The following is a 24952-nucleotide window of genomic DNA, read 5'->3' on the forward strand; positions in this document are numbered from 1 at the left end:
GATACCTCCCGAGACTCCGTAACTGTGACGCTGTTACTGTGTTATCCGTATTATACTATTTTTTATAATTATAGCAAGTTGCAGGGAAAAAAGTAAATACTATCTTGAATTGACTAATGCACATTGTTGTGGTTTAATTATCTATAGATAAATTTCTGCGTTTTTGTGATGATTTCTAGCTTCATGGGGACGGCAGAAGAAATAAACAGTGTTTTTTAAAACTGGTTATTTGTAATTCAAGGAGGAATTAAAATGGGTTTTTGCAGTGAATTTAAGGAATTTGCGGTACGCGGTAATGTAGTGGATATGGCAGTTGGCGTTGTTATCGGCGGCGCCTTCGGCAAAATCGTTACTTCTTTTGTGAACGACATCGTGATGCCCCCGTTAGGCAAGCTGGTCGGTGATGTGGATTTCTCCAACCTGTACATCAACCTGACAGACAAACAGTTTGCGAACCTGGCAGAAGCCAAAAAGGCTGGCGCGGCTGTTATCGCCTACGGTTCCTTCATTAATACGGTCATCGATTTCCTGTTGGTTGCGCTGGCGGTTTTCATCGTCATCAAACAGATCAACCGGATGCGCAAACCGGCGGAAGAACCGGCTCCGGCCCGTACCTGCCCGTACTGCAAGAGCGAGATCGCGGACGACGCTACCCGCTGCCCGCACTGCACCAGCCAGCTGGACTGATGCTGCCTGCATAAACTGTTTTTATATGGGAACAATTGCCTGACGGGCTGTTGCACGTTTTTGAAACATATAATTAATGGGAAGTATGAAGAACAGAATCGCAATGTATATGCTGCTGGCCCTGCTTGCTGCAGGGCTGGTTTTTTGTGGTACTGCCGTCGCGGCGAACCTGGTGCGGGCCACCAGTCCCAGGGTAAAGACCATGGGCCGCTGGATCCCGGCTGATAACGGATGCCTGCATGCAGGCAGGGGCGCGGTAATTGCTTCTGTGGAATTTGAAGGAACCGGCGTTCAGGCGCAGATGTTCAGCGATTCACGGGGTGATGTATGGTGGCTTAAGAAACTGGATGACGGGCCGCTGCTCCGTTTCAAATCCCAAATGGGCATCAATGATCTGTACGCGGATCTTCCGTATGGGAAGCATACGCTGACCATCATCCGGGAAACGGAAGGCATGCGCGGCGTCACCATACTGCGCGGTTTTTATTTTACGGATGAAAAAGAAACCGCGGACAGCGGTGAGGGGGCTGCCGGTGACCAGGCTGCCGTAACGGTTGATGCCGAAAAGACGAACGTTGAAAAGGACTGCGCGGAAATAAGCAACGCTGGTAAAAGTAACGTTGAAAAGGGCAGTAATGGAACAGGCAAAGCCGAAAAGAAGCAAATCAAAAAACGTAATTCTGAAAATAAGAACGCGATCGTCAGCAAAAAAGTAAAAGACGGACCGGAAGATTCCCCGGTCCTGCAGGTTCCCCGCCGGAGGTGTATTGAAATCATCGGGGATTCCGTAGCGGCCGGAGCGTTCATCTATCCTGAAGGAGACTATTTCCAGAGGGAAAGCGGTTATATGGCCTTCGGTCCCCGCCTGGCGCGGATGCTGAACGCGGACTGGAGCTGTGTGGCATCTTCCGGGGAAGGCGCCGTGCGCAATAACGAAGAGAAAGCCCCCTATAACGCAAAACACGCGGATGAGCAGATCGAACGGGCTTTCTACACACAGAAAGAACCGCGCTGGAACAGCGGGATGGACGATCCGGACCTTGTGATCCTGGCATATGGGGAAAATGATTTCAATGATACCGCGCACCGCCCGTCTGACAGCTATTTCAAAGAGCAGTATAAAAAACTGATTCTGAAATTGCGGAAGTTCAGGCCTGATTCCGTCATCTTCTGTATGACACCTGCCAACATTGTTACCAGTCGTCAGGCGGTTCCGGGGATGAGCGGCGCTGTGTCTGAACTGCGTGCTGAGGGAGACACAAAAGTGTATTTCATTGACCTGAACGAACAGGGGCAGTTGCTGGACCAGTCAGACTTCCTGGACGGGGTGCATCCCCTGGGCAGCGGGCATGAAAAGATGGCCCGGTTTCTTCTGGAAAAGGTCCGTACTATTCTGGACTGGAAATGACGGCTGTATCGGTTCTGACCGGTCCAGATCCACCTGACCTTAGCATCGTCATCTCTCTAACTTGACAAAAAATGAAAAGGATTTTAATATATTCCTATCGGATGGGTATAATTTAGGAAAGTGCTGAAAAGCTTGTCCCGGTGACGTTTTTACAGGCGCTTCCCTGAACCACATACGACAGATTTATTTTGTGAAGGAGTGGGAAACATGAAAAAATTTATTTACGGTATTCTGTCTGTAGCAATGGCATCCATGCTGATGCTGGGTTGCGGCGGTGACGGCGGAAAAAAGGCTGCAACGGATGCTCCCAAAGACGGCGGCAAAAAAGTCGTTGTAAAAGTCGGGGCGACCCCGGTGCCCCATGCGGAACTGCTGAATTTCGTAAAACCGCAGCTGGCCAAGGAAGGGGTAGACCTGCAGGTCATCGAGTTTACGGATTATGTAAAACCCAACCTGTCCCTTTCGGATAAGGAACTGGACGCCAACTTCTTCCAGCATGTTCCGTTCCTGGAGAAAACCTGCCAGGAACGCAACCTGAAACTGACGGTGCTGGATAAGGTCCATATCGAACCCATGGGCTGCTATTCCAAGAAGTTCAAAGACATCAAATCCCTGCCCAACGGTGCCAAAGTGGCAATCCCCAACGATCCGACCAACGGCGGCCGCAGCCTGATGCTTCTGGAAGCAGCAGGCCTGCTGAAACTGAAAGACGGAAAGGGCATTACCGCAACGCCTAACGATCTGGCAGCGAACCCCAAAAACCTGAAGATCATTGAAGTGGAAAGCGCTACGCTGCCCCGTGCCCTGGACGACACCGACCTGGCGGTCATCAACTCCAACTTTGCCATGGAAGCTAAGCTGAACCCGGTGAAAGATTCCCTGTTCATTGAAAAGGATTCCCCGTACGCGAACGTTATCGCGGTACGCACCGGCGACGAGAAACGCCCTGAACTGGTGAAACTGGCCAAGGCCCTGAAGACCCCCGAAGTGAAGAAATTCATTGAAGACAAATACAAAGGCGCGGTCGTTCCTGCGTTCTGATAACAGACATTAAAAGGAAGTGCTGATCGTTCAGCACTTCCTTTACTTTTTTTTATGAATATGATAAAATGAAATGCGAACAGTTGTTTTGATGATTTGTAAGATAATGAGGCGACGACTATGGAACAGGCAGGCATTTTTGACGACCTTGTGAGCCAGCCCCTGGCCGCCCGTATGCGGCCGGAAACAATAGATGAATACGTTGGGCAGGAGCATCTGTTGGGCAGGGGCAGGGTGCTGCGCCGCATGATCGAGCAGGACCGGATCTCCTCCATGATTTTCTGGGGCCCGCCCGGTGTGGGGAAGACTACGCTGGCCCAGATCATCGCGCGGATGACCCGGTCGGTGTTCATTAATTTTTCTGCCGTAACCAGCGGTATCAAAGAAATCCGTATCGTCATGGAAAAAGCGGAAAAGAACCGGCAGATTGGCCAGCGTACCATCGTGTTTGTGGACGAGATCCACCGTTTCAATAAAGCCCAGCAGGACGCGTTTCTTCCCTTTGTGGAGAAAGGCAGTATTATCCTTATCGGCGCAACTACCGAAAACCCGTCCTTTGAAGTCAACGGCGCGTTGCTGTCACGCTGCCGCGTGTTCGTGCTGCAGCCCCTGTCGGCGGATGATCTGCTGAAGATGCTGAAGCACGCCCTGCAAAGCCCCAAAGGCTTCGGTGGGCAGAAAATCGAAATTTCGGATGATCTGCTGAACTTAATCGCCAATTTTGCCAACGGTGACGCCCGGTCAGCCCTTTCCACCCTGGAGATGGTGATACTGAACGGGGACATGCAGGGTGATACAGTCGTTGTAACCAAAGAGATACTGGAGCAGTGCATTTCCAAAAAATCGCTGCTTTACGATAAAAACGGGGAAGAGCATTACAATTTGATCTCCGCGCTGCACAAAAGCATGCGCAACTCCGATCCGGACGCGGCGGTGTACTGGCTGGCCCGGATGCTGGAAGCAGGGGAGGATCCCCTGTATGTGGCGCGCCGGGTGACACGGTTCGCCAGCGAGGACGTGGGCATGGCGGATCCCAAAGCTCTGGAAATCGCCGTGGCCGCCTATCAGGCCTGTCACTTTATCGGCATGCCGGAATGCACGGTGCACCTGACGGAAGCCGTGGTGTACATGTCCCTGGCGCCAAAGTCCAACGCCATGGAAGTGGCCTATAACACAGCGCGGGTGGACGCCCTGAACATGATTGCGGAGCCGGTGCCCCTGGTAATCCGCAACGCGCCGACAAAACTGATGAAGAACCTGAACTATGGCAAAGGCTATCAGTACGCCCACGATACAGAGGATAAACTGACCAATATGCAGTGCCTGCCGGACACCCTGCTGGGGAAGACCTACTATCAGCCCACGGAAGAAGGCTTCGAGGCCCGGTACAAAGAACGGCTGCGGCAGATCAAAGAGTGGAAACGGCAGCACGGGGCGAAAATTTGATCAGAGGGGAACATATAGTATTATGGAATTTCCGGGGAAACGCTTCTTAAAACAGCACAAAATCAGTATTGCGGCGGCTGCCGCATTCGTCATTGTCTGTCTTATTGTTATGCTGGGCCTGGTGCAGGTTGCCAGACGTGGGGCAGCTTTCATCTTTAACCGGGAAATGGAAAAGCAGACCATGCTGCGGGGAACTATAACTGTGGAATCCCTCTTGGCCCATATCACCGGGGATGTTAATTTTGAAAATTTAGTATGGAAAGAACCTGACGGTGACCTGATCCTGCAGATTCCCGAAGGCAGCTTTCAAGTGCGTCTCTGGGACGTTATCACCCGTAATTTTAAAGCAACCTCCATTCAGCAGCTGACATTGAAAAACGCCGTAATTTCCGTACGCTTTAACGAGAATATGCAGGTGGATTTTCTGGATCAGAAAGAACAGACTGTTGCGCAGTCCAAAGAAAAACCGGAAATAAAGCAGGATACGGAAAAGAAAACAAAACAAGATAAGGAAAAGAAGACAGAACAGAATACAAAACAGGATACAAAGCAGGATTCGGAACTGAATCCGGGACTGGAATGGATCGAGGACCACGACTATGTTTATGATGAAGACGGCATCAATTTTGATTTGGGCAGCCGCAGGCTGCGGACAGTAATCGTGTTAGAGGACTGCCGGCTGGAAGCCCGTTACCTGAAACGTCATTATGTATTGAATAATGTTAACATGAAACTGGGATTAGATACGACAGGGATGTCCCATATTGACCTGTCTACCGGCAAATTCGGCGGAACCATGCAGGGTGGCGGCATGTCCATCTACGGCATCATTAATTTTAAACCGGCGGATCCCGAACTGGATATCGATGTTTCGCTGCGGGATGTGGATCCTTCCTCCCTGGGCTTTGGCATGAATGTCCATGATAATATGACGGTAGTGGCCAGAATGGAAGGCCCTGTTACCGGACCAACGGGCCGGGGTACTGTCAAAATGAAAGAGCTGCATATTCCGGCGCTGAATTTTACAGATGTAATCGGTGATGTGAACTATGCCAACGGTCTGTTCCGCTTTACCGACGTGAATGCGAAGGTCTTCGGCGGGAACCTGAAGGCCCGGGGAGATTATCATATCGATAGCCGCGTATACCATATATATGGCAAGGGAACGAAACTGCAGAGTATGCGCGCGTTAAACGATCTGAGCTTCTCCTGCCTGGTGGACCTGAACCTGATGCTGATGTGCAACGGGAATCCCAGAAATATACTGGCCTACGGTGACTTTAAATCCGGGAAAGGACATTACAGCCTCCTTCCTTTTAACAGCCTGGAGGGCCGTTTTACCAACCGCTTCAGAGAATTGCACATTTATAACGCAGTCATCGACACGCCCTTCGGCAGAGTCAGCACGGATGCGTTCAGTATCGTAAACAGTAAGCTGCATCTGGGGAAGATCATTTTGACGGATCAGGATACCGGTAAAAATGTTACGATCCGGGAAGAAGATAAGGTTAAACCGCAAGATCAGCATTATAATCCGGAAGAGAAGCGGGATAAACCAAAAAAGGCAAAGGGCAAACCGAAAGCCAGGAGAGCCTCGAGCTAAGCAAACCGAAAGGTAAGAAAACAGCAAGCTGAGAAAACCGACAGCTAAAGAAGCAGATAGTTGAAAAGGAAAACCTGAGTTACTGGCAGGTGGAATATGTTACATTTACTCTGTGTGCCTTCAGGCTGCACCGTTACAGATGTTTTTTATCAGAAGGCGCTGCAGCAGAAATTTGAAGAAACGGTGCTGGTTGCCTCCTCGGAAGCGCTGGTAGGGAAAACCCGTATGCAGGGCATCCGGGCAGTAACATTCGACGCCCTGGCCAACGCGGTTGCGGAGCAGTGCAGCGCGCAGTTGCGCGACAGGCTCGTCGTACGGAGAATCAGCCGCAAAGCACAGGAACTGATCCTGCAGGATATACTGGACCGGTTGCTGGAGAAAGGCCGGCTTCCGTATTTTGGCAGGCTGGCCGGCAAAAAGGGCTTCGTCCAGTCGGTGGCCTCTATGATGGAACAAATCGGCAGCTGCGGCGCAACGGCGGAAGAAATCGACACCGCCTTCGCCCACTGGGACGGTCGCTCCCCGGCGTACCGGCAGAAAGACCGGGAAATCGCAGAGATTTACAGGGAATATCTTGCTTACCTCATTCAGAACAATATCTATGACATGGCGGGACTTTACCGGGTGGCAGCGGAAGAACTGGCCGCACTGCGGAAAGCCGGCGGCGCCGTAACATGGAAAACCCTTTACTTTACAGGCTTTTACCGGTTTGACGCGTTGCAGCTGACGATCATCCGCCTGCTCAGCCAGACCTGCGACGTATGGATCGCGCTGCCCTATGAATCCGGTCGGCCGGAACTGTACGGGGCGGTGGAGTTCACCTACGGCGACCTGATGCAGTATGCCAAACAGGAACGGCTGCCTGCTGTTCCGGTATCCGGCCGGGCTGCTTCACTGCGTCATATCGTACGGAACCTGCGGAACCCGGGGATGAAGCCGGCTCCTGCGGATCCGGGCATCGAAATCTGGCAGCTGCCCGATGAAAACGAAGAAATGCGGGCGGTGCTGCGGGAGATCAAGCAGCAGCTTCGCGGCCAAACAATAAAACCTTCCGAAATTGCTGTGGTAGTGCGCCGCATGGAAGAATACAGCGGAATACGGGACTTATGTGATGAATACGGGATCCCGATACAGGCAGAAGACAGTGCAGCCCTGGCGGCGAGCCCTGTTTTTCGTTTTGTTGCGGCCATATTGGAAACCGCCTCCCTGTACGGAAGGGAAAAAGCCGAAAGCTGGATTGGTTTTCTGACCCAGCCCCTGCAAAAAATCGTTCTGGAACTGTCTACGGAAACAGTGATACAGCTTGCCGAAACTAACTATTATACAGATTACAGAAAATTCCTGGCAGATGTACTAGAGAAAACAGGCCGCGAAGGACTGCGGCAGCTGTGGCAGGAAATCGAGGCCATCCCGGCGGAAACCACCATACAGGATTACTGCGACATCACCGGCCGTCTCCTGTCCCTGACAGAAATACCGGAAAAAGCGGGACGCCTGTACCGGGAAGGGCAGATAACGCTGGCCGGCTTTAAAAACATGGTCTGCGCCTGCAGGGAGATCTTTTCCCTTCTGCAGAAAATGCCACAGGATTACCGGTTCTGCCGGTCCGCCAGGCAAACGACAGACTGTGCGGGCTTTGCTGAAGCGCTGGCGGATGCGGCCGGCAAGATGTCCTTTTCGCTGCAGCCGGAAAACAGGGAAGGCATCGCCTTCCTGTCCGCGGTCAATCTGGAGGACGCGGTCTTTAAACAGATATATGTCCTGGGACTCCGGGAAAATGAATTTCCTTTTTATAAAGATGAAAACTGGATTTACGATGACAGGGAACGCACTGACCTTGCGGTACTGGGAATTACGCTGCCTTCTTCGGCGGATGGATACGGCGAGGACATCCATTTCTTTATGAACGCCTGCGCCGCAGCCACAGAACGGCTGGTTCTGACCTTTTACGCGGATGAAGAGCATAACGCGTCGCCTTATATCGCGGAGATACTGTCTCTTTTTACCGACCTTAAAGTGCAGGTGAAAACAACGGAAACTGCGGCGGCGGACAGCCTGTCCCGGGAGGAACTGGAACTAGCGCTGGCCAGGGATGGACAGACAGAGGCCCTTAAGAAGCTGGAACCGGGACTGGCAGAGAGTGCCGGCAGTGACCGGAAACGCCTGCAAAAGGCAGCGGGCTGGAACGGCAACCCGGACGACGCAACGCTTTTGCAGCGGATAAGCCGTCAGATTGGCGACCGCTTCAGCGCATCCAAACTGGAAACCTACCGCAGCTGTCCCTTCCAATTTCTGGTTACCTATGTCTGGCAGCAGAAAGCAGCGGAGGCAGCGGGAGAAGATATGGATCCCATGCAGCGGGGCAGTCTGCTGCACAGGGTATTGGAAAAATTTATCGGACGGCATCTGGGAGAAAAACTGCTGCAGGCACAGCATGCGGAACTGCAACAGGAACTGGATGAAATTTTTGATACAGTCTGTCAGGAATACGCGGATAAAGGCTGGCTCTATCCGGGCGATTTCTGGCAGCATGATAAGGAACAGCAGCGGATTCTGCTGCAGCGGTGGCTGCGCAGCGAAATTGCCTACAGTGAGCAGGGGGAATGGCGCCCGGTCTCCACGGAACAGTCCTTCGGCAAAAAGGGTAAGGAAGAGTTCACGCTGGATATTAACGGCCGCCGCATTTATCTGAACGGGAAGATCGACCGCATCGACAGGGCCGGGGACGCTTATTTCATTACGGACTACAAGAGCGGCGACACGCCGAACAAAAAAGCGTTTGCGGATACGGACCTGCAGCTGCCCCTGTATCTCCTTGCAGCAGCAATGCAAAACGGAGGCAACGTTGCCGGCGGCGGCTATTACAGCCTGAAAGACGCGGAACGCAAAGAAAGCTTTATGTTTCCGGCAGCGGCGGATACGGTTCCCTGGAAAACCTTTTCGGAAGCAAAAGACGAAAACGGCACTGCAACAGCCGTTACGGATATGGAAGACCTGCAGGCAACACTGCAGCGCGTACTGGGAGACATGCTGGACCACATGAGGGAAGGCGATTTCAGTCCGACCCCGTCGAAAGACTGCGAGAGAAACTGCCCTGCGGCGGAGATTTGCCGATTTCGTGTACTGACACGGAACCGGGAAGAGGAGGACCCCAATGGCTGAGTTTTCATTAACACCGTCTCAGGACAGGGCGATTCACTGCATCGATACCAATGTGGCGGTGTCGGCAGGCGCCGGCAGCGGTAAAACAAGGGTGCTGGTGCAGCGCTTTCTCTACATCCTCGGTCTGGGGCTCCGGCCGCCGGCAGACACGGTGCTGCCCCGGGAGATCCTGGCCGTAACCTTTACCCGGAAGGCTGCCGCTGAAATGCGCGACAGGATACGTGACGAAATAGAAATAATCTGCAAAGATTGTCAGGAGGAGACGCAACGGATCTACTGGAAGCGACAGCTGAAAGACCTGACCCATGCCCAGATTGGCACGATACACGGCCTGTGCAGCAGTCTCCTGCGGGCCAACCCGGTGGAAAGCGACCTGGATCCTGCATTTACGGTGCTGGAAGAACGGGATCATAACGATTTTCTGGTAACGGAAGTCAGAAACCATCTTCGTCGTCTGCTGCATGAACAGAATCAGGCGGCGGCGCTTCTCTGTGACGAATACGGAAGCCGCAGCCTGCAGGAACAGACCCTCAGTCTTTTGCAGAAAGGATTCTTCTTTGCCAGAGGCGGACTGACTGCAAAATACGACGAGGAACTGGCAAAGATAGTGCAGGAAGCCGGCCGTCTCCGTCATGTTGTAACTCCGGAGTTTCTGACAGCATGTACACCGGGTAACCGGAAAATACTGGAAAATAATGTAGATAATCTGCAGCATGCATTAGAGAATCTTACAAAACAGGAAAACCTGGATTTTCTGCAGTCGTTATGCCAGGGACTAAGCAAAAGAGGCACGAATAAAGAGGAAATTGCCGCCTTAAAAACCGCTCTGGAACGTATCATCGCGTATCCTCTCTGCGTAAGATCCCGGTCACTGGCGCCGTCCTGGGAAGAATATCTCCTGGAGATGCGGGGATATCTGGACAAGAAACTCCGGGAAGCCGGCCTGCTTTCGTTTGACGATCTGGAAGAGAAGGCCCTGGAACTTCTTGAACACCATCCTGATGTGCTGGCGAAGTGCAGAAGGCAGTTCCGGTACATCATGGTGGATGAATTCCAGGATACCAATGAGCGGCAGCGCCAGCTGGTTTACCTTTTGTGTGGCGGGAACAAAGATGAGCTGAAAGACCGCCGCCTCTTTGTAGTGGGGGACGCCAAACAGTCCATCTATCGGTTTCGCGGAGCCGACGTGGGCGTCTTTGCCAGAGTGCGCAACGAAATCGTGAAGAATGGCGGGGAACTGATCCGCCTAAACGATAATTTCCGCACCGTGGAGCCGGTCCTTCAACTTTGCAACGACCTGTTCCCCGGCCTCATGGGCATCGATGAAGAAAAGGACGTATATTACGAGGCGTTAAAAGCTGTCCGTCACAGTGACTGCATACCGGAACTGTTTGTGCAGCATTATAAAGAGGACAATTCTGCGCCGAAAGCCGGCTTGGCGGAAGCCCGGCAGTCGGAAACCGCCTGGCTGGCAAACCGGCTGGCCGAACTGCACCGGGACGGGATCGCCTACGCCGACATGGCCGTCCTGTTACAGAACATGACCCATATTGCCGCTGTTACCGAAGCGCTGCAGAAACGGGCGGTTCCCTATGCCGTGACAGACGGCAGGGGCTTCTTTGAAAGGACGGAGATCCGGGATCTGCTGAACCTGTTCCGTTTTGCCGTCAACCCCCATGACGACCTGAACCTGTCCGCTGTGCTCCGGTCTGTTTACATGGGCATTAGCGATACGCTGCTGACCCGTTTGCACATCGCTCTGGCGGAACTTAATATAGATAAGGCCGCGAAAAACGTGGCGGCCGTATCTCTGTGGGATTTCCTGCTACAGGAACAAGGCAGGAACGGGGAAGATACAACGCTGGCCAGAGCGGTGGCGCTGCTGCGCCCCCTGCCTGCGTCTGCCGCTGTCATGAACCTGCCCGGTTTCTGCCGGGAGATTCGCGGGTTGCTGCATCCGGAAGCGATACTGGCCTTACAGGATAACGGGGAAGAGCAGCTGGCGAACCTGCGCAAGTTTTACCGGATGGCACACGATTTTGCGGCGCAGAAACAGGGTACCGTGCAGGATTTTGCCGCGCGGCTTCAGCAACTGGCGGAAGCAAAGGACCGGGAGGCAGCCGCTACGGTAGTGTCAGAGGGCGCAATCCAGCTGATGACCGTACATAAATCCAAAGGCCTGGAGTTCCCGGTGGTGGCCGTGCCGTTTCTGGACATTTCATCCCGGGCAGATAAGTCGCGTGCGGTCTGGCATCCGGCTCTGGGACTGGGCATTTCCGTGCGGAATCCGGAAGGATCCGTCACAGCGGGACCCCTGCTGAACAAGATTAAAGACGCGAACGCAGAGAATAATCTGGAAGAGAAAAAACGTCTGCTGTACGTGGCCATGACCCGGGCCAAAGACCGGCTGATCCTGACGGGAAGTCTTAAAGAAATCAAGAAGGAGAAATCAGACGCAAAGAACTGGCTGAACTGGCTGAACCTGGGCCTGCCGAAAGATTATACCGGACTGAATCGCACTGATAATAAGGTGAGTGCCACGGTTTCTGTGGAACAACAGGCGGCATCTGCCCCGCCGGAACGCATTTCGGACGGGGAGCTGTCAGGACTGTTGGAAAAGGCGGCAGCCCTGGACTCATTCGGCGGCAAAACCATGACAGAGTTTTCCGCTACTTCCCTGAGAGAATACGATCTCTGTCCCCGCCGTTACTATTACGGAGTCATCGAAAATATACCGCCTTCGGAAGAGCAGGTTCCGGACGCTTTGCCGGAACGAATAACCGATGAAAGACTTGCGGGGGAAAAACAGACTCCGGCAGAACTGCCGTCAACAAACCGCCAACAGGCGGGGAAAGTGTTACCGGCGGATGTGCTGGGAACCCTGGTCCACAAAGTATTGGAAAAATACGCAAGATGGCGAATGCAAAATCAGTACGCTGACGACGGACAGGTATGGCATGATCTGTACGAAAACGCAGTCCGGGAAATCGCCGGCGGCCGTTTTGATCTGGCAGCGGAGGCAGAAGCCATGCTGGAGGCTTATCTGCATTCCGGGTTATATCAGTCCTTTGCCCGGCAGCAGCGGTTTGCGGAATACAGATTCCGGCTGCCCCTGCTGCAGGATGACAGGTATACCTATACGGTCACCGGGATTATCGACGCCGTAGCGGAGCGGGAAAACGGAAACCTGGAAATCATCGATTACAAGTCGGGGAAACCGCCTCAGAAAACTGCTGAGGGAGAGATTGTCTCCCGGGGATACGCCTGGCAGCTGGCGCTGTACAAAATGGCGCTGGAACACACGCTGCGGATCAGGGAGAAGGCAGACTCCGTAACCGGTGAGGAATCTTCGTCCGAAATCATTCACAAACCTTCTTCTAACGTTACGAAAGCCTCGCTGCATCTTAACGTTACGAAAGCCTCGCTGCACTATTTGCGGGACCGGAGCGAATGGACGCTGCCCGGTAAAGACTACCGGCAGGAGATTCTGAAGGTCTGCAGGGATATCGCGGAGAAGAAAACGGAAAAAGATTTCGCCATTAAGACGGAGAACTGTTTCCTGTGCCCCTTTGCCTACATGTGTAAAAAGGACGTCTGAACCGTTTACGAACAAGTTTAGCTGAAAACGGACCTGGCGGACACTGATAAGGGAACCGTTTTTATACAGTTTGGAAATTTTTTGTTAAAACTTTAAGAAAAACGCCTTATACCATATAAAATGTGGTACAATATATATGTGTAAGACTATATATATGGTTGGATACCATATCAAAGGCAAAAACAAAGCGGACACAACTCGTGCAATCACGATAAGTGAAAGCACGAAAATACAAATACGATAAGTGAAAAGACAGGAGTGATCAATATGGCTAACGTATCTCAGGAAACCATGATGTTTAAGAGAAACCGTGAAAAGGCACCGGTTGAACAGACAATCCGTGAAGTCTGCGTGGCGCTGGAAGAAAAAGGCTACAACCCGAAAGACCAGCTGGTAGGCTATCTGCTGTCCGGCGATCCCACGTACATTACAAGCCATAAAGATGCCCGCAACAAGCTGCGCCAGTATGAAAGATATGAACTGGTAGAAGCCTTGCTGGAAAGTTATCTGGCTTCCATTCGATAACAGGCCGGTGAATAGATGAGAAGTATGTCTCTGGATCTGGGCAGCCGTACCATCGGCGTGGCAGTCAGCGACCTGACCGGCCTGATTGCCAACGGGGTGGAAACCATACGCAGGACATCTCCGGAACGGGATTTTTCCAGGATCGGTGAGCTTATCGCCGAATGGGAAGTCGGGGAAATCGTGCTGGGCTACCCGAAAAACATGAACGGGACTATCGGCGAACGGGCGAAGCTCTCTGAAGCCTTTGCGGAAGAGCTGCGCAGCCACTTTGCCGGTGTTGCTGTTGTATTATGGGATGAACGGCTTTCTACGGTAGCGGCGGAACGCGTACTCATCGATGCGGACCTGCAGCGGAAAAAACGGCGCAAAGTCATCGATATGATGGCCGCGGTGGTCATCCTCCAGAACTATCTGGACGGCAAAAACCTGCGCAGCCAAAAGTTCTCTCAATAAAACAAGGTGAAGAAACGTGGAAAGAATTTCTTCAAAGAAAAGAATTATCATGATGGGGGCTCTGGCAGTACTAATTGCCATTGCCCTTGTTATTAAATCAGGCGGCGGTGCGGCTTCACGCATGGCCGAGCAGATGTTGGCCCGGCAGAACGTAGTAGCGGGTACGCTGACCTATGAAAAAATCAATGCCGGTTTTGCCGGCGATGTGGAAATCCGGAACCTTGTTTGGAAAGCGCCTAACGGTGACGTGAAGATGGAGATGCCATTGGCCACGGCTTCCGTTAATTTTTTTGATGCGCTGCGCAAGGGCGCCGGCGTTGGCGCCGTGACCAACATCGTCTTTAACAGGCCGAAGTTTTACGGGGTCTATGAAGAAGGCCAGGGGCTGGATCTGTTAAACCTGCTGAAGCTTGCGGGCCAGGAAAATGCACAGGAAGTGGGGAAAAAACCGGAACAACCGGATAACCCCACCGGTTTCCGGGGCCTGATCGAAGTAAAAGACGGCGAGCTGGATCTGGTATCCAACGGTAAGAAAGTCCGCCTGGACAAGATCAATTCCCAGATGGCCTTTAAACAGTATCCGCTGCTGCGGGCCAGTGCCACGGGCAACAAAGAAAAATGCGACCTGGTCCTGAACATGGATTATGAAAACGGTTCCGCCCGGGTGACCGGGGAAGCTAAAAACGCGCCGGTACCGGATGTGCTGGCCATGTATCCGGACATGAAACATATCAAGGTCACTGACGGTGTCGTTCCTACGGTAAAAATCGCGGCTTCCAAAGACCGGGGCGGGTGGCATATCCGTCTTGACGGGAAACCCCGCAACATGGCCGGCGAGTTCTTCGGTCTGCCTTTTACCGATGGGGAAGGAACCTTTACCGCCGACAGGGACATGGCTGAACTGCAGACGGTCCAGGCTAATGTAAAAGGCATGCCTGTGACCCTGCAGGGCACCATCAAAAGCGGCAGGGGAACGCCGCTTCCCCCTGTGTTCGACCTTTCTTTCTCGGCAAACAATTTCAAAACACAAGCGTTAAGCAAAGGATTGTACCTGGACGATGCAAGCGTCGTATTCTCCGGTAAGGTGACCGGCACCGCCGTGGAACCGAAAATTGAAGGAACCTTCAGCTGCAATTATCTGTACGCGGCTCCGCTGCAAATGAACAGTCTCCACGGGAATTATGTCTGGAATGCCGGCAAACTGGTGCTGCATAAAGCCGAGGCCATGAGCGCCGGGGCAAAAGTTACCCTGGATGGTTTTCTAATTCCTGCAGCAGGGGACTATCAGTTCTCTCTGGTGGGAAACAATCTGGACGCGGCCCAGATGACAGATAACCGGATCACCGGGGTGTTGCGGATGAAGGCCAGGGTTGCCGGCACCGACAGGGCGGATTCCGCTGCAGGCAACGGAGCGTTCGCGTTGGAAAACGGACGGTATTACCACACGGAAGGCAACTTGCGGAGCGAAGAAGTGCGTTACATGGAAGGCAATATCGTCATCCTGAACGGGCAGTTTGGCACAAAAGACGCGGTGATGAAACTGGGGCGCAACAAATACAGCATTGCGGTGGCCGCGGGAGATAAAGACGCAGCGGAGATCCGGATTGGGAAAAAACTGTCTTCTTCTTTGTTTTAAGGCGGGTTAATTCCGCATGAATCATAAATCCATAATTTAGTATTAAGAAGTGTGAAAGATAAGGAGTACGATCATGACAGAAAAAGATGTAGCGGAAGTAATGGAAGAAGAAACCATTGAAACCTACGAATTTACGGATGATGACGGGCAGGATCATTGCTTTGTGGTAGAAAGCAAGTTCAAAGTCGGCAAGGACGACTTTGTCGCCCTGCTGGAAGTGGATCCGGCCATTTTCTCCGAAGAGGAAGAAGAGTGCGGCTGCGGTCATGACCATGCCCATGCACACGTCCATGACGAAGAGTGCGGCTGCGGACACGACCATGAAGAAGAGGACGAGGACGAAGAACCCAACATCATCCTGGCGAAAATCGTGACAGATGCAAACGGGGATGTGGATATCCAGGTTCCCACCGATGAAGAGTTTGAAAAAGCAAGGATTGCCTACGAAGCTTTAGACGCCTGATTTAGTGTTGACGCCATATGTTGCGGAGCAGGAGATGCCTGAGGCAGGCATCACGTTATGCTCCGAAGGCATAGATAACAATTGAAACACCAACGGAGGTAATGGATTTGTTTAAACGACTGATTCCATTATTGCTCGCCTTTACCTTAATGCTGGGACTGGGAGCCTACTGGCTGCTGTATTATACCGGCAACAACACGGAGTTCGCCAGGGGGCACCGCTACCTGGTTACCATTAAACCCGGAATGACCACCGCGGATATTGCCGACCTGCTGCACAAGAAACATCTGGTGAAGACGCCGGAAGCCTTTCGCATGGAAGCGCGGCTGCGTGGTCTGGCCGGAAAGCTGGAAGCCGGCCGGTATGAAATTATCGGCGGTATGTCCAACAGCGAGATCGTAGATATCCTCTCCAAAGGACAGACCTACAGCGTCAAATTTTCGGTGCCGGAAGGGTTCAATGTAGTGAAGACCGGGCGCAAGCTGGAAGCGGAAGGCCTGGGAGACGCCAAGAAGTTTGAGGAAGCGGCCCGGAATTATACGCCCTATCCTTACATGGAGACGAATAACCCGGACGTGATCTTCAAGGCAGAAGGTTTTATTTACCCCACAACCTACCACTTAGATCCGGACATGTCGGAAAAGGACATCCTGGCCCTCATGGTGAGGACCTTTAACGCGGAAATGAACAAAGAAAACATTCCCGCCCAGGCCCGGGAAAAGAACATGGGGCTGCGTGACCTAGTGAATCTGGCGGCCATGGTGGAACTGGAAGCGGTATTTCCGGAGGAGCAGTCCCGCATCGCCGGTGTGTTCCTGAAGCGTCTGCACATCTACATGCCCATACAGTCGGACACGACAATCCAGTATCTGCTGGGCTCTCAGAAAGAAGAAGTAACCATAGCGGATACCAAAATCAAAAGTCCCTACAATACCTACCAGAATCCCGGACTGCCCCCGGGGCCCATCGCCTCGCCGGGCATGAGCGCCATTAAGGCCTGCCTGAATCCGGAAGCAACGGACTATCTGTATTTTGTGGCGGAGAAAGACGGCCATCACCGTTTCACCAAAACCTACGGGGAACACCTGAAGGCCATCGAAGACATACACAAAGACGACAATAAGTAAGAAGGAACGACATGAGAAAGTTTCAGAAGCCGGAGCTGTTAGCTCCGGCAGGAAACATGGAAAAACTCCGCATGGCCCTGTTATATGGGGCTGACGCGGTGTATCTGGGGGGCAAACTTTTCGGGCTCCGTGCTTTTGCCAGCAACTTTTCGGCGGAAGAGATGAAGGAAGCCATCCGTTTTGCCCACAGTTTACAGAAAAAAGTTTATGTTACCGTAAATATTTTTGCCCATAACGAAGATATCAACGCGCTGCCGGATTACCTGCGCAGCCTGCAGGATACGGGGGCGGATGCCCTCTTGATATCGGATCTGGGGGTCTGGTCCGTGGCCCGGGAAGTTCTACCCGGCATGCCGCTGCACGTGAGCACCCAGGCGAACACCAGCAACTGGGCGGCCGTGAAAGCCTGGGAAAATCTGGGCGCCAGCCGTGTGGTGCTGGCCAGGGAGCTTTCTCTTGCGGAAATGAAAGAGATTGGCAGCAAAACAGACGTGGAACTGGAAGCCTTCGTGCACGGAGCCATGTGCATCTCCTATTCGGGGCGGTGCTGGCTCAGCAGTTACCTGACCGGCAGGGACGGGAACCGGGGCGCCTGCGCTCAGGTCTGCCGCTGGGAGTTTGGCCTGAGGGAGAAGAACCGGCCCGGAGAAGTCTACGACGTGGCCGGGGACGAACGGGGTACCTACATCATGAACTCCAAAGATTTATGCCTGCTGGCCTATCTGCCGGAACTGATGCAGGCGGGCATCGGCAGCTTTAAGATCGAAGGGCGGATGAAAAGCGCCCACTACGCCGCCAGCGTGGTCAGCGTATACCGGAGGGCCGTGGACGCCTGTTGGTCTGATCCGGAACATTACACTGTGAAACAGGAATGGCTGGACGAATTGGAAAAAGTTTCCCACCGGCCTTACACCACCGGTTTCGCCCTGGGCAAACCGGATGAAACCGCCCAGAATTATACCACATCCGCCTACCTGCAGAGCCACGAATTCACGGGGCTGGTACGCAGCTGGCAGCAGGGCAGGCTCACCGTAGAACAACGCAACAACATGAAAGCCGGGGAGACGCTGGAAGTGTTCCGCCCGGACGGCAGCCTGGGCACGCTGGTGCTGGAGGAAATGCGAAACGAAGAAGGGGATGCCATTACGGTGGTGCCGCACCCGCAGATGGTCTTCACCTGCAAAGCGGAAGAAGAAATTCCGGTCAATGCGATACTGCGCCGAAGGATGTACTGACGGAATTACGGGATGCCGAGCCATAGGATTACCGCATTGCAAGTCAGGCTTTTTCCACCGCCGAATGCCCTAAATTTAGGGTGGCGCAAATGCCGATAATATGGTAAAATTATCTATCATTAACGTAAAAGCTATATCGTAAAAGAAGGTATGAAAGGTTATGGAACGAATCGGCAGGATTTTCAAATTCATGAAAGAAAACGCCCTTGAATGCATCGTCATCAAGGACGTCTATACAATTCGTTACCTTACCGGTTTTACGGGTGATTCCAGCTTACTCTACGCGGATGACCGGATTGCTGTGCTAATCACGGACGGCCGCTATACCGAGCAGGCCCGCTCGGAACTCAAATACTGCCGGGTGTTGGAATACAAAGCGGACCATAATAACAGTATCTGGGAAGCAGTGGCCGGATTGGCAAGCTCTCATCTGAAGATGGGCTTTGACGGGAATGTGTTTTCGTATGAAGATGCCAGAGTCTTGCGGGAACAGCTGCCGCAAACCGTGGAAATGATCAGTGTGAATCTGCGGGGTCTGCGTCTGGTGAAAGACGAGCGGGAACTGGAAAGTCTCTGGCAGGCTCACAAGATTGCGGACGCCGCTTTTGAACGGCTGTTAAAAGAGATCAAATCGGGCATGACGGAAAAGGAACTGGCAGCCCGCCTGGAATACTACATGCGCAGCCTGGGTTCGGAAGGTGTTTCCTTCGACACCATCGTGGCTTCGGGCCATCGCAGCGCGCTGCCCCACGGGGCGCCCACGGACAAGTCCATTGAAGTAGGGGACTTTGTCACCTTCGATTTCGGAGCCATGTACAACGGTTACCATTCGGACACCACCCGCACCATCGTGATGGGGATGGCCAATTCCTGGCACCGGGAAATCTACACGGTGGTACAGGAAGCCCAGTACCGGGGCATGAAAGCTGCCAGGCCGGGAATCACCGGCAAAGAACTGGACGCAGAGATTCGCGAATATATCGAATCACGGGGCTACGGCCGGTACTTTACCCACGGGCTGGGACACGGCGTAGGCCTTGAGATCCATGAGCTGCCCAACATCAACAAGCGGGGCGACATCAAGCTGCAGGAAGGCATGGTGTTCAGCATCGAGCCCGGCATTTACATCCAGGGCCGGGGCGGCGTGCGCATCGAAGACACCGTGGTGCTGACCCGGGAAGGAGCCCGCAGTCTCACAGCCCTCAAGAAAACCTTGACGGAAATTGTGTAAAAAGTTAAGATAGTACATGATTAATTTTTAAATAATTATTTTGATAAACTGATTTTATCAGAGACACAGGAGGATGTATTTATGGTATCTACCAACGAATTCAAAACCGGTCTGACTGTCACCATCGACAATGACCCCTGGCAGGTAGTGGAATTCCAGCATGTTAAACCCGGCAAAGGCGCCGCCTTCGTACGGGCCAAAATGCGCAACCTGTCCACCGGCGCTGTAGTAGAGCGCACCTTCAATGCAGGTGAACGCCTGCCCAAAGCCAACATTGAACGCCGCATTATGCAGTACCTGTACGAAAGCGACGGCAGCTTCGTGTTCATGGACAACGACACCTACGAACAGACCGAGCTTACCAAAGAACAGATCGGCAACGGCATCAACTTCCTGAAAGAGAACATGGATGTCAAAGTTATTTCCTACCAGAACCGCATCCTGGGCGTGGAACTGCCCAACACCGTAGAGCTGGTAGTTGTTAAGACCGAACCGGGCATCCGCGGCGATACCGCTACCGGCGGAAGCAAACCCGCTACCATGGATACCGGCTACATCGTAAAAGTGCCTCTGTTCATCAACGAAGGGGATCATCTGCTGATCGATACCCGCAGCGGCGACTACATCCAGAGAGCATAAAGGTTAGATGAAGGGTAAGACCCGTCTCACCTGGGGGCAAGACCTGTCTTACCGCAGCGCACTGCCGCGCGTTACGGCGCAGCCGGCCGTGCCTGTATCACGCCACAAACGAATACAGAAAAGGACTTCTGTCACGGAAGTCCTTTTCTTATTGGGATTTTACGCTGTTTTCTTTAATTTTTATGCAAGGTATGGTATAATAATACATAATCTGAAAATGGGAATTTGTTTGTATTTTCGCGGCTTCGCGGGGAGGTACAGATGGCGGAACAAGACATAAAAAAATATCCTAACCAGCCAGAAAACGATCCTTCCGCTGCTGAAGAAGAAGAAGATCTGGGCTATGTGGAACTGGCGGACGAAGTAATCGCTATCGTAGCCAGTCTGGCCGCACTGGACGTTCCGGGCGTGGTCAGCATGAGCACGGGCTTCCGGGAAGGGATCAGTAACTTCCTGGGGAAAAAAAGCCTGGCCAAAGGCGTCCGCGTGAAAGTTACAGGACGCAGCTGCCGCATCGCCGTCTACGTCACGGTAGAATACGGCTGCGTCATACCGGAAGTGGCCATGAAGCTCCAGAAAAAAGTAAAAAGCGCGGTAGATGAAATGACGGAATATACGGCTGAGTTTGTGGATGTACACATCGAAGGTGTGAAACGCAGAGAAAAAAGCGAGCTGGAAATCAGCTTCAATAACCCGGATGAAAACCGGGCGGGAACAATTTTCTAGACACGTCCCGGTAAAGGATGGGCAAAGCAGACGTCCGGATTCCCAGGGCAGCTGCGGCTGGGACTGGTGGATCCGCCAAGGCATATCATGTTATAAGGAGTGGAACATATGGGCATAACAGACCGAGTTATACTAACTTTATACACAATCGTCATGGCGGCCATTGCCGTCGTCCTGATTCTGATCACGTTAGGGATCCTTCCCGTGGACTATTTTATTTCGGAGATTGCCGCGCTGCCGGGAAACTGGGAGTATGCCGCAGGCGGCGCAGTCATTTTGCTGATCAGCGTACGGCTGCTGATGGCGGGCATCGGCCTGCTGGGCGACGACAGCACCCTGACCCTGGCCGATGCGGATACGGGGAAGACCGTCGTTTCCAAACGGGCGCTTGAAGATTATATCGCCGATATTGCCCAGGAAGTTTACGGAATTTACGGCGTGAAAGTGGCGGTGACCATGGAAGACAAGGATACCATCGACGCCCGTATCAAAGCCTCCCTGGAACCCGGCGTCAACGTGTTTGAAATCACGGAAGAAGTTAAAGACAACGTGAAAGAGACCATCAAAAAAGTGGTGGGTCTGGAAGTGAAAAACATTGAAATGAAGTTTAAGAAGATCAAGAGCAACGGCAAGGAAAAAGTCTGATAAGGGGGGACAGCGATGTTTAAAGACATATTCACAGACATCTGGCTTAATTATCGCGGCCGCTTCTTATGCTCACTGACCGGGGTGCTGATCGCCTCGCTGTTTCTCACCATCGGTTTCTGGCGGACGCTGTTCTTGCTGCTGTTCACCGGCGGAGGCTTTTTTATCGGCTACAAGCTTGATAAAAAAGAAGACCTGGCAGAGTGGCTGGACCGGCTGCTGCCGCCGGGCTATCATAAATAGCAGGCCCGCATGAGCGGAAAAAGCAAAACACAACAGACTGTCGGAGGAAGGACAGGCTGTCGGTACTGAACGGAGGATACGATCACATGATTCGCAGAGTCGCCAGGGAAATGGTGTTGCAGAGTTTGTTCCAGATGGATTTCACCCAGGCGGAACCGGCGGAAGCGCTGGCCATCGCGCTGGAAGTCCAGCAGGATGAGGAAAAGAGTGAAGAGGCTGAAAAGGCCGTAGCATACGCGGAAAAGGTTTTAAAAGGCACCGCGGAAAAACTGCCGGAAATCGACGCGCTGATCGGCAAATACGCCATCAACTGGGAAGTGAAGCGCATGCCCGGCATTGACCGCAACATTTTGCGCATGGCCATTTATGAAATGCGCTTCGGGGAAGAAAAAGTGCCCGTGAATGTGGCCGTCAACGAAGCGGTGGAACTGGCCAAACAGTTCGGCACCGAAAAGTCGGCCCGGTTCATCAACGGCGTCCTGGGAAAATTGATGCGGGAAGAAAAATAGAGAAAGCAGCACAGCATGACAGAAGAAGTTTATCTTGGTATCGATACCAGCTGCTACACCACGTCCCTGTTTTTTATGGACAGGGAGGGGCATGCGGCAGCGGAAACCAGGCGAATCTTAAAAGTGAAACCGGGAGGCTGCGGGCTGCAGCAGTCGGAGATGCTCTACCAGCATACCCGCAATCTGCCGGAGCTGATGGAAGAAGCCGCACGGGGGCACAGTTTCACCGTACGGGGCATCGGCGTATCCGCCCGTCCCCGCCCGCGGGAAGACTCCTATATGCCGGCGTTCCTGGCCGGGCTGGGCTTTGCCCGGTCGCTGGCTGCGCTGTACGGCATCCCATTATGGCAGATCAGTCATCAGGAGAACCACCTGGAAGCAGCACTGTGGTCTGCCAACGGTCCCGATGCGGACCGCTTTCTCTTTTTACACGCGTCGGGAGGAACCACCGATCTGTTACTGGCGGAGAAGGAAAACGCTGCCTACAGACTGACGGAAATCGGCGGCAGCCTGGATCTCCATGCCGGCCAGTTTGTGGACCGGGTGGGAGTAGCCCTGGGACTGGGTTTCCCGGCGGGACCGGCCCTGGAACAGTTAGCGGAACAGCACACGGAAATCCCGGAAATCCCGGTTTCCGTGCATAAAACAAAAGTCAGTCTTTCCGGCCCCTGCACCTGGGTGCTGCGGGCAATAGAGAAAGCGAAACCAGAAACGGAAGAAAGTCCGATCGCAGCCGCCAACCTGGCTGCCGGTGTGCAGTGGGGACTGGCGGAAACCTTTGTCCGCATGATCCGGAATGGGGCGGCGGAACACCACGTAAAACATGTGATCCTTGCGGGGGGCGTCTGCGCCAACCGGTGGATCCGTAACCATATCGTTGAAAAGCTGGCGAAGCGGGGCATCCGGGTGTGGATGCCGGACAACCACTACAGCGGCGACAACGCGTCAGGCTGCGCGGCCTACGCGCAGCGGCAGGGCGAAGGGCAGCACTGAATAACCGGAGATGGAAACAGAAGCGCTTAACCCTGCGCCTGCCCCTGCCATACGCAACACGATGAAAACGCGCATCACTTCAGGAGAGCATCATGGCTGAAGTCCATACCTACACCGTCACGGAAATGAACCGCCTGATCAAAAAACTGGTCGAAGGCAGCGGCCAGGTGGCCCATGTGCAGGTCCGTGGCGAAATCAGCAACTTCAAACGCTATCCTTCCGGGCACTGCTACTTTTCCTTAAAAGACGCAGGCAGTGTGCTGAAATGCGTCATGTTCCAGCGTCAGGCCCGGCAGCTGCTGCGCTATCCCGACAACGGGGACACCGTGGTGGCCATCGGCAGCATCAGCGTCTATGAACCCAACGGCGTGTACCAGCTGTACGCGGACATGCTGATTGAGGAAGGCATCGGCAGCCTGATGCTGGCTTATGAAAAACTGAAGAAGAAACTGGAAGAGGAGGGCCTCTTCGCGGAAGAAAGAAAGAAACCAATCCCGGCCCACCCGAAAACCGTGGGCATCATAACCTCTCCGGCAGGAGCGGCGGTGCGGGATGTCATAAAAGTGGCACGGCGCCGGGATCCCGGGGTGAAGTTGCTGCTGTACCCGGTTCAGGTACAGGGAAAACCGGCGGCAGGGGACATCGCCCACGCCATACGTTTCATGAATAAACACCGGCTGGCGGACGTGCTCATCGTCGGCCGCGGCGGCGGCTCCATGGAAGACCTGTGGGCATTTAACGAAGAAATCGTGGTACGGGCAGTGGCGGCTTCGGAAATTCCCGTCATCTCTGCCGTCGGTCACGAAACAGACGTTACCTTAAGCGACTTTGCCGCGGACAAACGGGCGGCCACGCCGTCCCAGGCAGCGGAGCTGGCCGTGGAAGATACCCGGCAGCTGCGGCGGCAGGTGCTGGACCGGCAGGCGCGGCTGGAAATAGCTATAAACCACATGCTGCAACAGCGCACAGAAACCCTGCGGCGGCTGATGAAAAGCCGCATGTTGCATGACCCCCTCCGCATTACGGACAGGGCGGCGGAACGGCTGGACATGGTTCTCATGCGCATGCAGCAGACCCTGCCACGGCGCCTGGAAAACCGGGAACTGCGCCTGCAGCAGGCTATGAAAGCTTTGCAGCATCCGGAAAAGCTTCTGCTTGAGCCGGAACGCAGACTGCAGCAGGCTATGAAGACACTGCAATATCCGGAACGGCTGCTGATCAAACCGGAACAGCGGGTGGAAGCAGCCCTGAAAGCCCTGCACAAACAAAAGAAACTCTGGGAACATTACGAGAACCGGTATCAGAACGCGTGGAACCGATTTACCGCCCTGGCCAAAAACCTGACCGTGAGCCATGAGCAGAGACTGGCTCTGGCAACCGGACATCTGGACGCGGTAAGCCCCCTGAAAATCCTTTCCAGAGGATATTCCGTCACCGCCAACGGGCAGAGACAAATCATCAAATCTGTACAGGATTTACATTGGGGCGAAGAAATCCGCACGAGGCTCTGTGATGGGGAAGTGTATTCCGTAATCCAGCAGATCGATTTTGACGATAAGAATGCCCAGTAGATGCAGCATAT

General features: G+C 53.4%; 21 protein-coding genes. All 21 read left to right on the forward strand.

Annotated elements, in window-relative coordinates; translation table 11 throughout:
• The first annotated feature begins 252 nt into the window (after positions 1 to 252).
• Positions 253 to 687, forward strand: coding sequence for a large conductance mechanosensitive channel protein MscL (gene mscL / locus BM159_RS07415; RefSeq protein WP_093913615.1), 435 nt, complete (start codon positions 253 to 255; stop codon positions 685 to 687).
• A gap of 85 nt (positions 688 to 772) precedes the next feature.
• Complete coding sequence (locus tag BM159_RS07420) at positions 773 to 2095, forward strand: GDSL-type esterase/lipase family protein (protein WP_177205957.1); 1323 nt, start codon at positions 773 to 775, stop codon at positions 2093 to 2095.
• Between the two features lie 207 nt (positions 2096 to 2302).
• On the forward strand, positions 2303 to 3136 hold the full coding sequence (locus tag BM159_RS07425) for a MetQ/NlpA family ABC transporter substrate-binding protein (RefSeq protein ID WP_093913617.1): 834 nt from the start codon (positions 2303 to 2305) through the stop codon (positions 3134 to 3136).
• Between the two features lie 120 nt (positions 3137 to 3256).
• The gene (locus BM159_RS07430) at positions 3257 to 4582 is read left to right on the forward strand and encodes a replication-associated recombination protein A (protein ID WP_093913618.1); all 1326 of its coding nucleotides are present in this window, start codon (positions 3257 to 3259) and stop codon (positions 4580 to 4582) included.
• 22 nt (positions 4583 to 4604) lie between these two features.
• Positions 4605 to 6185 (forward strand): AsmA family protein, encoded by a 1581-nt coding sequence (locus tag BM159_RS07435; RefSeq protein WP_093913619.1) that lies wholly within the window; start codon positions 4605 to 4607, stop codon positions 6183 to 6185.
• A 96-nt stretch (positions 6186 to 6281) separates the two neighbouring features.
• Positions 6282 to 9347, forward strand: a complete 3066-nt coding sequence (locus tag BM159_RS07440; protein ID WP_093913620.1) for a PD-(D/E)XK nuclease family protein — start codon at positions 6282 to 6284, stop codon at positions 9345 to 9347.
• Complete coding sequence (locus BM159_RS07445; protein WP_093913621.1) at positions 9340 to 12945, forward strand: UvrD-helicase domain-containing protein; 3606 nt, start codon at positions 9340 to 9342, stop codon at positions 12943 to 12945. The genes BM159_RS07440 and BM159_RS07445 overlap by 8 nt, the downstream gene beginning before the upstream one ends.
• 267 nt (positions 12946 to 13212) lie before the next feature.
• Positions 13213 to 13470: an IreB family regulatory phosphoprotein gene (locus BM159_RS07450; protein WP_093913622.1), complete on the forward strand. Its 258-nt coding sequence runs from the start codon at positions 13213 to 13215 to the stop codon at positions 13468 to 13470.
• 15 nt (positions 13471 to 13485) lie between these two features.
• Positions 13486 to 13923, forward strand: a complete 438-nt coding sequence (gene ruvX / locus BM159_RS07455; RefSeq protein ID WP_093913623.1) for a Holliday junction resolvase RuvX — start codon at positions 13486 to 13488, stop codon at positions 13921 to 13923.
• Between the two features lie 16 nt (positions 13924 to 13939).
• On the forward strand, positions 13940 to 15559 hold the full coding sequence (locus tag BM159_RS07460) for an AsmA family protein (protein ID WP_143089409.1): 1620 nt from the start codon (positions 13940 to 13942) through the stop codon (positions 15557 to 15559).
• A 73-nt stretch (positions 15560 to 15632) separates the two neighbouring features.
• Positions 15633 to 16022, forward strand: coding sequence for a DUF1292 domain-containing protein (locus BM159_RS07465; RefSeq protein WP_177205958.1), 390 nt, complete (start codon positions 15633 to 15635; stop codon positions 16020 to 16022).
• Positions 16023 to 16129: 107 nt separating this feature from the next.
• Positions 16130 to 17149: an endolytic transglycosylase MltG gene (gene mltG / locus BM159_RS07470; RefSeq protein WP_245763674.1), complete on the forward strand. Its 1020-nt coding sequence runs from the start codon at positions 16130 to 16132 to the stop codon at positions 17147 to 17149.
• Between the two features lie 11 nt (positions 17150 to 17160).
• Positions 17161 to 18384 carry a peptidase U32 family protein gene (locus BM159_RS07475; protein WP_093913626.1) on the forward strand — a complete coding sequence of 408 codons (1224 nt, stop codon included), beginning with the start codon at positions 17161 to 17163 and terminating at the stop codon, positions 18382 to 18384.
• Between the two features lie 160 nt (positions 18385 to 18544).
• Positions 18545 to 19615: a M24 family metallopeptidase gene (locus BM159_RS07480; RefSeq protein ID WP_093913627.1), complete on the forward strand. Its 1071-nt coding sequence runs from the start codon at positions 18545 to 18547 to the stop codon at positions 19613 to 19615.
• Between the two features lie 81 nt (positions 19616 to 19696).
• A complete protein-coding gene (efp, locus tag BM159_RS07485) occupies positions 19697 to 20254 on the forward strand; it encodes an elongation factor P (protein ID WP_093913628.1) in 558 nt (185 codons plus the stop codon).
• A 261-nt stretch (positions 20255 to 20515) separates the two neighbouring features.
• Positions 20516 to 20980, forward strand: coding sequence for an Asp23/Gls24 family envelope stress response protein (locus tag BM159_RS07490; RefSeq protein WP_093913629.1), 465 nt, complete (start codon positions 20516 to 20518; stop codon positions 20978 to 20980).
• Positions 20981 to 21088: 108 nt separating this feature from the next.
• On the forward strand, positions 21089 to 21625 hold the full coding sequence (gene amaP / locus BM159_RS07495; protein WP_094030719.1) for an alkaline shock response membrane anchor protein AmaP: 537 nt from the start codon (positions 21089 to 21091) through the stop codon (positions 21623 to 21625).
• Between the two features lie 15 nt (positions 21626 to 21640).
• The gene (locus BM159_RS07500) at positions 21641 to 21868 is read left to right on the forward strand and encodes a DUF2273 domain-containing protein (RefSeq protein WP_093913631.1); all 228 of its coding nucleotides are present in this window, start codon (positions 21641 to 21643) and stop codon (positions 21866 to 21868) included.
• 86 nt (positions 21869 to 21954) lie between these two features.
• On the forward strand, positions 21955 to 22377 hold the full coding sequence (nusB, locus tag BM159_RS07505; RefSeq protein ID WP_093913632.1) for a transcription antitermination factor NusB: 423 nt from the start codon (positions 21955 to 21957) through the stop codon (positions 22375 to 22377).
• Positions 22378 to 22392: 15 nt separating this feature from the next.
• A complete protein-coding gene (locus BM159_RS07510; protein WP_093913633.1) occupies positions 22393 to 23370 on the forward strand; it encodes a Kae1-like domain-containing protein in 978 nt (325 codons plus the stop codon).
• 92 nt (positions 23371 to 23462) lie between these two features.
• Entirely contained in the window at positions 23463 to 24941 is a 1479-nt protein-coding gene (gene xseA / locus BM159_RS07515; protein WP_093913634.1) for an exodeoxyribonuclease VII large subunit, read from the forward strand.
• Positions 24942 to 24952 lie beyond the last annotated feature (11 nt).

Origin of the sequence: Succiniclasticum ruminis DSM 9236, from assembly GCF_900112895.1 — a bacterium.
GTDB lineage: Bacteria > Bacillota > Negativicutes > Acidaminococcales > Acidaminococcaceae > Succiniclasticum > Succiniclasticum ruminis.